The 8,960-nt window shown below is 67.7% G+C and carries 7 protein-coding genes; 4 read left to right on the top strand and 3 right to left on the bottom strand.

Annotated features, from left to right (window positions below):
• The 3 genes from ACEN88_RS18320 to waaF all read left to right on the top strand — a co-directional run.
• The coding region (locus ACEN88_RS18320) for an O-antigen ligase family protein (protein ID WP_413341815.1) at window positions 1-567 on the top strand (567 nt) is incomplete at its 5' end.
• On the top strand, window positions 560-2,290 hold the full coding sequence (gene msbA / locus ACEN88_RS18315; protein ID WP_413341813.1) for a lipid A export permease/ATP-binding protein MsbA: 1,731 nt from the start codon (window positions 560-562) through the stop codon (window positions 2,288-2,290). The genes ACEN88_RS18320 and msbA, both read left to right, overlap by 8 nt.
• Window positions 2,287-3,348, top strand: coding sequence for a lipopolysaccharide heptosyltransferase II (waaF, locus tag ACEN88_RS18310; protein ID WP_413341812.1), 1,062 nt, complete (start codon window positions 2,287-2,289; stop codon window positions 3,346-3,348). The genes msbA and waaF overlap by 4 nt, the downstream gene beginning before the upstream one ends.
• Before the next feature lie 82 nt (window positions 3,349-3,430).
• On the opposite strand, the gene ACEN88_RS18305 is transcribed toward waaF, so the two are convergent.
• Window positions 3,431-4,387, bottom strand: coding sequence for a VirK/YbjX family protein (locus ACEN88_RS18305; protein ID WP_413341810.1), 957 nt, complete (start codon window positions 4,385-4,387; stop codon window positions 3,431-3,433).
• A 148-nt stretch (window positions 4,388-4,535) separates the two neighbouring features.
• The gene (locus tag ACEN88_RS18300) at window positions 4,536-6,788 is read right to left on the bottom strand and encodes a family 1 glycosylhydrolase (protein ID WP_413341808.1); all 2,253 of its coding nucleotides are present in this window, start codon (window positions 6,786-6,788) and stop codon (window positions 4,536-4,538) included.
• Between the two features lie 179 nt (window positions 6,789-6,967).
• On the opposite strand from ACEN88_RS18300, the gene ACEN88_RS18295 reads away from it, so the two are divergent.
• Window positions 6,968-7,204, top strand: coding sequence for a hypothetical protein (locus ACEN88_RS18295; RefSeq protein ID WP_413341806.1), 237 nt, complete (start codon window positions 6,968-6,970; stop codon window positions 7,202-7,204).
• 370 nt (window positions 7,205-7,574) lie between these two features.
• Here the strand turns inward: ACEN88_RS18295 and ACEN88_RS18290 are convergent.
• Window positions 7,575-8,960, bottom strand: a 1,386-nt coding sequence (locus ACEN88_RS18290; protein ID WP_413341804.1) for a class I adenylate-forming enzyme family protein, incomplete at its 5' end; no start/stop codon positions are given.

The following is an 8,960-nucleotide window of genomic DNA, read 5'->3' as shown; positions in this document are numbered from 1 at the left end:
CTGCTGGCCGGCGGCGTGGCCGTGCTGGCCGCGGCCTGGTTCACGCCGGCGCTGGGCGTGCAGGAGCGCTTCGCCCAGGGCATCAGCGACGCCCGCATCTGGTACGAGGGCGGCACCGTGTGGACGAACGTCGGTACCCGGCTGGAGTTGTGGAAGGGTGCCATCATGCTGATCCGCGAACATCCCGTGCTGGGCATGGGTTTCGATGCCTGCCGCGTCCGCCTGGCGGACTATGCGCAGGCCGGCCGGCTCGATCCGTTGGTGCTCCAGCTGCCGCACCTGCATAATGACGTGTTGCAGGCCCTGGCGACGGGCGGCGTCGTCGGCTTCGTCCTCTGGGCCGCCACGCTGGTTGCGCCCCTGCGGTTCTTCCTGCGCCGGCTCGGCCAGGATGCGCGCGGACCGCAGTTCGCGGTCGCGCTGGGCGGAGCGTTCGTGGTGCTGGGCTATGTCGGCTTCGGGCTGACGGAAGTGATTTTCTGGTCTATGAAGGGCAGTCTGTTCTATGCGCTCATGGTGTTTCTGCTCATGGGCTTCTGCCTGAATGCGAAAGAAAAAATTGGATAACAGTGTCATCATCAAGCGCCTGTGGGCGATCCTGAAACCCTATCGCGGGCGCGCGTTCCTGTCGCTGCTCGCGATGGCGTTGACGGCCGCCACCCAGCCGTTGCTGGGCGAGGCCCTGAAGCTGCTGATGGACATGGGCTTCAAGAACAAGGTGCCGTTCAGCCTGTGGTGGATTCCCGGCGTGCTGGTGTCGATCTTCGTCCTGCGCGGCATCGGCACGTTCGCCACCGCCTATTACAACAACTGGGTGCTCTCGCGCGTGCTGAACGACTTGCGCGCGCAGGCCTTCGCGCGGCTGCTGCGCCTGCCGGTCGCGCGCTTCCACGAAGAGTCGACCGGCAAGGTGATCAACACCGTCGTCGGCGACGTGCGCCAGGTCGTGGACATGATCCAGTCCGTGTTCATCTCGTTCGTGCGCGACGTGCTCGTCGTGATCGGCCTGCTCGGCTCGCTGCTGTGGCTGAACTGGATGCTGACCCTCGTCGCGATCGTCGTCGTGCCGCTCACTGCCGTGATCGTGCGCACCACCAGCCGCCGCCTGCGCCAGCTGAACCGCGAGAACCAGCGCGTGACGGCCGAGATGACCCAGGTCGTCGAGGAAGCGGCGCGCGGCCACCAGGTGATCCGCGTGTTCTCCGGCGAGCAGTACGAAAACCGCCGCTTCTACGAGCGCAGCGAAGCGCTGCGCGGCTTCTCGCAACGCATGACGGTGGCGTTCGCGGCGACCACGCCCGTGACCCAGATCGCAACGTCGCTGGCGTTGTCGGTCGTCGTGGTGCTGGCGCTACGGGCCGACATGACGGTGGGCGAGTTCACCCAGTTCGTCACCCTGATGCTGATGCTGCTCACGCCGCTGAAGGCGCTGGCCGAAGTGAACGGCCCGATGCAGCGCGGGATCGCCGCGGCGGAAACCGTGTTCGCCCTGATCGACGCGCCGGTCGAACACGATCCGGGCACGCGCACCATCGCGCGCACGCAGGGCCACGTGCGCTTCGAGCACGTGAAGTTCCGCTACCCGAACGCGCAGTCGCTCGCGCTGGACGACGTGTCGCTGGAAGTCAAGCCGGGCCAGACCGTCGCGCTGGTCGGCATGTCGGGCGGCGGCAAGTCGACGTTCGTGAACCTCGTCACGCGCTTCTACGAACCGGAATCCGGCCGCATCCTGCTGGACGGCATTCCGTACCAGGACATCCAGCTGCCGTCGCTGCGCGCCCAGCTGGCGCTCGTCAGCCAGAACGTCGTGCTGTTCGACGACACGCTGCGGGCCAACATCGCCTACGGGGTCGAGCACGTGGACGAGGCGCGCCTCGCCGCGGCCATCCGCGCCGCGCACCTGGACGACGTCGTCGCGCGCCTGCCGGAAGGCGTCGACACGATGATCGGCGAGAACGGCATGCGCCTGTCGGGCGGCCAGCGCCAGCGCGTGGCCATCGCGCGCGCCATCTACAAGGATGCGCCGATCCTGATCCTGGACGAGGCCACGTCGGCGCTGGACAACGAATCGGAACGCGCCGTGCAGGCCGCCCTCGACACCCTGATGGCCGGCCGCACCACGTTCGTGATCGCGCACCGCCTGTCGACCATCGAAGGCGCCGACCTGATCGTCGTGATGGAACATGGCCGCATCGTCGAGCAGGGCACGCATGACGAATTGCTGTCCCGCGGCGGCATGTACGCCAACCTGTATCGGTTGCAGTTCTCGGCGCTGGTGGAAGAAACATGACGGAGAAAGATCGCACCCTCGTCATCTCGCCGAACTGGATCGGCGACGCCGTGATGGCCCAGCCCCTGCTGCGCCTGCTCAAGCAGGCCCACCCGGAGCGCGCCATCGACGTGCTCGCGCCGCCGCAAGTGGTGCCCGTGTGGCGCCGCATCCAGGAGGCGGACGACATCCTGGTGACGCCGTTCCGCCACCGCGCGCTGCAGCTGGGCGAACGGTGGCGCTATGCGCGGATCCTGAAGGAGCGCGGCTACAGCGACGCCTACGTCTTGCCCAACACCCTGAAATACGCGCTGATCCCGTGGCTCGCGCGCATCCCGCGCCGCGTGGGCTACAAGGGGGAAATGCGCTACGGGATGGTCAACGTGATGCACCACGACGACAAGCCGCGCCGCTCGATGGTGCCGTTCTACGCGGCCCTCGCGCGCGAGCCCGAGGTCCGGCTGCCGGGCAAGCTGGTGCGGCCCTATCTCGTCGTCGGCGGGGAAGAAACGGAACAGGTCGGCAAGCGTTTCGGCGTGGACTTGTCCCGTCCCCTGGTCGCGTTCGCGCCCGGTGCCGAGTTCGGCATCGCCAAGCGCTGGCCGCCTGCGTACTACGGCGCGCTGGCCGCGAAGGTCGTCGACGCCGTGCCGGGCGTGCAGGTGGTGCTGCTCGGTTCGCCGAACGACCGCGAGACGTGCGACCAGGTCCTGCGGCATGTCGCGGGTGCGGCCGGCGCCGCGGTGCGCAACCTGGCCGGCCAGACGTCGCTCGACGACGCCATCGCGCTGCTGGCGCGGGCGAGCGCCGTCGTCTCCAACGATTCCGGCCTGCTGCACATCGCCTCGGCGCTGAACCGGCCGGTCGTCGCCTTGTACGGCTCGACGGATCCGGATTACGCGCCGCCGCTGTCGGAGGTGGCGCGGACGGTGTCGCTGCGCCTGGCATGCTCGCCATGCCGCAAGCGCGAGTGCCCGCTCGGGCATCACGATTGCATGAACAAGATGAGCGTGGAGAGGGTGTGGAGCGAGCTGGTGCCGATTCTGGTGCCGGTAAAGGGCAGTGCGGTAAGAGCTTAGCGTCGTCCCCGCGAAAGCGGGGACCCATGCTGAGTGACTTCGATTCGCTCAGTATGGATTCCCGCGTGCGCGGGAATGACGTTCATCGGCCGCGTAATCCTTCGCATACCTGGTCGGCGATGCTGCTGACCACGTCGTGCCGCTTGCGCGCCTCCGACCGCTTCTTCGACGGGATGCCGTCCAGGTCCGGCGCCGCCACCGGCGCGCAGTCGAGTTCCCAGTCGCCGTCGGCCCGCTTGCGCGCGCCCAGTTCTTCCCACAGCTGGTCATAGTCGGCCAGCACGCGGCCGTTGCGGATCGCCTTGTAGATCACGCGGTTGCGGTTCGACACCATCACCATCCGTTCGCACCCGTAGCCGTGGCCCAGCTGGCGCACCAGCGTCGCCATTAGCTGCTTCGGGCGGATGCCGTGCAGCTCGCGCGTGGCCGTGCGGATCGCCTCGCGTGCATCCTCCGTTTTGCCGCCCTGGATGCAGCCGATGCTGACGGCCGGGCGGCCGTCGCGCGGCGCCACCGTGAACGCCACCGTGTACAAGGCCCTGTCATCCTGGGTCAGTTGCAGCACCAGTTCGCCCTCGCGGTCGAACATGTTCACGGTGCGCAGCTGGACCTGGTAGGGCAGGCCGCTTTTCCCCGCCGCTTCGGCCAGCACCACGGGCCCCAGGCCGGCGCGCGCCAGCACCTGGCCCAGGCCGCGCTGGAACATGAAGTCGTAATGCGCGCGGATCGCCTCCAGGCGCGTGCGGGCATCCAGCACGTGGCTGATGTACGGACGGTAGACCTTGTACAGGAAGCGCGGGCAATTGCGCACGTATTCCGAGAATGCCGGATGTGCGTTGAGCAGGTGCAGCCACCGCGGCGTCTGGCGCGGATGCAGCGCGGCGCGCATGCAGATCTTGGCGTATTCGCGGGTGGACTTGAAGCCCGCCAGGTGCGGCGGAACGGCGGAGCGCAACGTGACGGCGGGGAAGGCAAGCGGGCGGTAGCCTGCATAGATACCGGACACCGCGGGTAGCGGCCGGCGAGGGAAGTCGGACATGTGAGTCACACCAAGGTTGCGTAAAGTAACGCTAAGTAACGTAGTGTAACTAAAGAAATTCCGACGGTAAATACATATTGATCACATTTAATGTAGCGGTAACACGACCGCACGCCGGGGCGCGCGGTCGTGTTTCAGCGCGCGTGGATCAGCTGGCGTAATGCGCCGGTTCGACGTCGTCCGCCCGTTTCGACAGCAGCTCGCGCTCGCGCAGGTAGCGGGCCAGCGCATCGTCGAACGATGGCAGCAACAGGCCGCGTTCGCTGCTCATCGCGCTGTTGCGGGGACGGGCGGCGCGCAGGCCGAGTTCGTCGGTCGTGCGTTCTTCCAGCCGGCCGTCGTCGACGCCGGCCGCGGCACACGCCTGGCGCGCCAGGTCGGCCCAGCTCATCGCGGCGCCGTTGGTGAGGTGCCAGAGGCCGCATTCGCGGTCGATCAGCAGGTCGAGGCAGGTATTCACCAGGTCGGGCACGTACGTCGGCGACACGACCTGGTCGGCCGCCGCGGCGAACGGCCGGCCCGCGTCGAGCGCGTCGAGGGCCTGCGTGACGAAATTGTGTTCGTCCCACGGACCGAAGAACGCGCTCGTGCGGATGACGAGGGCCTGCGGGTCGGAATCGAGCACGCGCCGTTCCGCGTCCGCCTTGCTGCGGCCGTACACGCCCAGCGGCGCCACCTTGTCGGACTCCACGTACGGGCGGTCGAGGGTGCCGTCGAACACGAGGTCGCTGGAAAACGTCATGAAGCGCAGCGCGTGCCGGATGGCGGCCAGCGCCAGCACGGTCGGGCCGTGCGCGTTCTCGCGCATGCAGCGGTCGACGTCGCCCTCGGCATCGTCCACGCGCACGTAGCCGCCCGCGTTGATGATGGCCCAGGGCTTGAAGCGCACGATCGCCGCCTCGACGGAGGCCGGATCGGCAATGTCCATCTCCTGGCGCGTGAGCACGTGGTAGGCGAGGTTGCGGCGCTCGCAGATGCGGGCGAAGGCGCGGCCCAGCGTGCCCGTCGCGCCCGTGATCAGGATCGGCTGCGGGAACGTGGAGCGGAACGCGCCGCGTTCGGCGATGTCGGCCACGGCGGTGCGGGTTGCCACCGGCTTCGCGAGGAAGCGGCCCGGACGGCGCCACCAGCCCTGGCCCTGCAGCACCGGATGCGACAGCGGCCGGCCGCTGGCCAGTTCGCGCATCAGGTTCGCGACCGCGGTCGGGCGCGGCTGCGGACCGCGCACGTCGAACGGACCGGGCTCGTAATAGCCCTTGCATTCGGTGACGAGGCAGTTCCAGTCGAACGAGCCGAGCAGGGCCCACACGGTGACGGCGCGGATGTCGGCGCCGCCCTGCTGGACCTTCTTGGCGGCGTTCCAGATCTCCACGAGCCAGCGCAATTGATCTTCGCGGTTGGCATCGATGTGCGCCTCGGTGACGGCGACCGGCAGGCCGTAGCGGTCCCATGTTTCCTGCAGCAGCGGCCCGATGCCGGGCGTCGGCGTGGCCAGCACGCGCGGGCATTCGATGTCGGCGTGGGGGACGCCGCGGTAATTGGTGCGGTGGCTTTCCGGATAGCGCTCGACGCGGTGGTCGAGCCAGCGCTCGCTGGTGATGTAGTAGTTGACGCCGATGATGTCCGGCGGGCAGTTGTTTTCCTTGAACCACAGCAGTTCGTCGGCGCCGGCGCCGTTCTCGAGCAGGTAGTCCCACAGCGCGTGGCCGGGGTCGATCTTCCCGCACAACATGTCCCACGCCAGCCAGCGGCGTTCGTTGAAGAAATCCGCGATCTCCGCCATCTCGGGCGTGCCATAGGTGCGCGACAAGTCGTCGGTCTGGACGAGCTTCGCGTTCGGGTTCACTTCGCGGATCGCGCGCATCGACAGCACGACGGCGCGGCACTGGTTGATGAGGGCGCGGATGAAGCCATCCTCGCTCGTGTCATGCGGATACCAGACGCCGTTGAGGCCGGAAAAGCGCGCGGTCGTGCACGGTTCGTTGACGGGCGTCCAGTACTCGACCCAGGGGTAGCGGCGCGCGACGGCGCCGGCGTATTCCGCCAGTTTCTCGGCGAAGTCGGGGGACATCAGGCTCGTGTGGCGCGGGCCGCTGCCGTGGTGGACGAGGCCGACGATGGGCGTCACGCCCAGTTGCTGCAGCACGGGCAGGCGTTCGTCGGACCACGACCAGTCGGCGGAGTCGATGCCGTCGGGCGCGGTGCGTTCCCACAGCACGGGGTAGCGGATGGCGCGGATGCCGAGTGAAGCGAACCGCTCCAGGTCCTGAAGCCGTTCGGCATGTCCGTTGCGTTCCATTTGGGAGAAGTACTGATCGCGTACGCGGTTGACGGTGCATTCGAGGCCGCCCCAGAGCTGGAGCGGCGAGCTTGCTGGCTGGATATGGTTGTTGAGATTCATGTGCATGTCCTGCTGTTGATCCAAGACGTAAGCCTAGACGCCGATGCCGGCTTCTTGTGTGGGATGGCGAACATATAGACCTGATTTAGGACAAGTCCTACGTACTATCGGTCTCTGCTATGACTCCCGTCTTGACATGCCGACCGTGCGCCCACACGATGCGGACAGGAGGGCACACGATGTACATGGTCTACTGGACGATCGAAGAAGATGGGCACCCGGCCCCGCACGCGCAGCCGTTCGACACGACCGCGATGGTCGAGGCGATGCGCTTCATGGAAGACCTGCGGCGGCGCCAGCGCGAGGGCGAGCGCATCCGCTTCGTGACGATGTGTTCCGAGCATCCGGACGTCGTCGGGCATCCGGGCGTGGACGTGACGGGGCCGGAGTACGACTGGAAGAAGCGGCGGCGGTAACTGTTGGACGTTGGCCTATGGACGTCGTCCCTGCGGAGGCAGGGACCCAAGTGCTGCGGGCGCAGCCGCGGTACATGCAAATTGGGTCCCCGCCTGCGCGCACTAGTGTCCGGAATATTGTTTTCAAAAACCGTCAGAAATAGCATCGTCATTCCCGCGCAAGCGGGAATCCATACTGAGTATGCTAACTTCGTTCTTCATTTCCACCTCGTTGGCGACAAAGAGTCGACTTCGAGTAGTCAGCATGGGTTCCCGCTTTCGCGGGAAGTCGTTTCCGGCAATGCCGGGAACGACGGTTTTTCCCTATGGGGGGCCTATTTTCGACGGTAAAAATTATTCCGGACAGCAGTGCGCCTGCGCGGGGGCGACGTTACAGGCTGGCGGCTTTTTCGTTTAGGACATGCTTGAGCACCTTGCCGTTCGCCGCCGCCGGCAGGGCCGCCATCATGACGATGCGCGCCGGCCGTTTATAGGGCGCCAGCCGTTCCGCCGCCCATGCGCGCAGCTCGTCCACGGACGGCGTGCGGCGCGGATCCGGCTGCACGAACGCGACGATCTCTTCGTTGCCGTCGGCGGCCGGGCGGCCCACGACGGCCGACTGCGTCACACAAGGGTGCGCGTTCAGCACGGTCTCCACTTCCAGCGGATAGACGTTGAAGCCGGACCGGATGATCAACTCTTTTGTGCGGCCGACGATGAACAGCGCGCCGTCCGGATCCTGGCGCGCCATGTCGCCCGTGTTCAGCCAGCCGCCGGGACGCAGCACCGCGGCCGTCGCTTCCGGATTGCGGTAATAGCCGCGCATCAGGTTCGGCCCGCGCACCCACAATTCTCCCGCCGCGCCATCGACGATATCCGCGCCTGCCTTGTCCACGACGCGCACCTCGACGCCGGGAATCGGCAGGCCGACGGACGTGTCGGACCGCGGCGCGTCCAGCCGAGTCTGGCTGACCGTGGGCGCCGCCTCGGACAGGCCATAGCCATTGTGCAGCGGCACGCCCAGCAGGCGCTCGACGGCCGCCTTCAGCACCGGATCGAGGGGCGAGCCGCCGGCGTAGGCGAAGCGCAGGCGCGTCGCGAGCGGGGCACTGTCGCCGACGTGCTCCAGCAGCCGCGCATACATCGCGGGCACGCCCTGCACGATGGAGAGTCCGGCGTCGCGGATGGACGCCAGCATTGCCTCGGGCGTGAAGCGGGGCGTCAGGTGCAGGCAGGCGCCCGCGCTGAGCGTGCCCAGCATCACCGACGTCAGGCCGTACACGTGCGAGATCGGCAGCACGCCCCACGCCTTGTCGGCCGGGGTCAGGCCGCGCAGCCGGCTCGACACGGCGGCCACGAACAGCAGGCTGCGGTGGCTCAGCATCACGCCCTTCGGCGTGCCGGTTGTGCCCGTCGTATAGAGCAGGGCGGCGACATCTGCATCCTGTTCGGGCGTACAGTCGTCGTTCAGGGGGCCCACCATCAGGCCGTCGTCGAACGACGCGGCCGCGCGGGCAGCATGCGCCTCCGCTTCCGGCGACACGGCCGCCGTGTACACCGCGAGGCGCGCACTCGCGTGATCCCGGATCGCATCCAGCTCGGGCGCGGTCAGGCGCGGGTTGACGTTGACGATCCACGCGCCCACGGCTGCGGCGGCGAAGATGAGTGCGATCTGGTCCGCGCAGTTTTCGCTGGCCAGCAGCACGCGGTCGCCGGGACGCACGCCGCGCGGACCAGTTGCGCGCGGCGGTCGACGAGGGCGGCCAGCTCCTGTGGA

It is taken from the genome of Massilia sp. CT11-108, assembly GCF_047302915.1.
Lineage (GTDB): Bacteria > Pseudomonadota > Gammaproteobacteria > Burkholderiales > Burkholderiaceae_D > Telluria > Telluria orientalis.
This window is presented reverse-complemented; position numbering and strand designations above follow the sequence as displayed.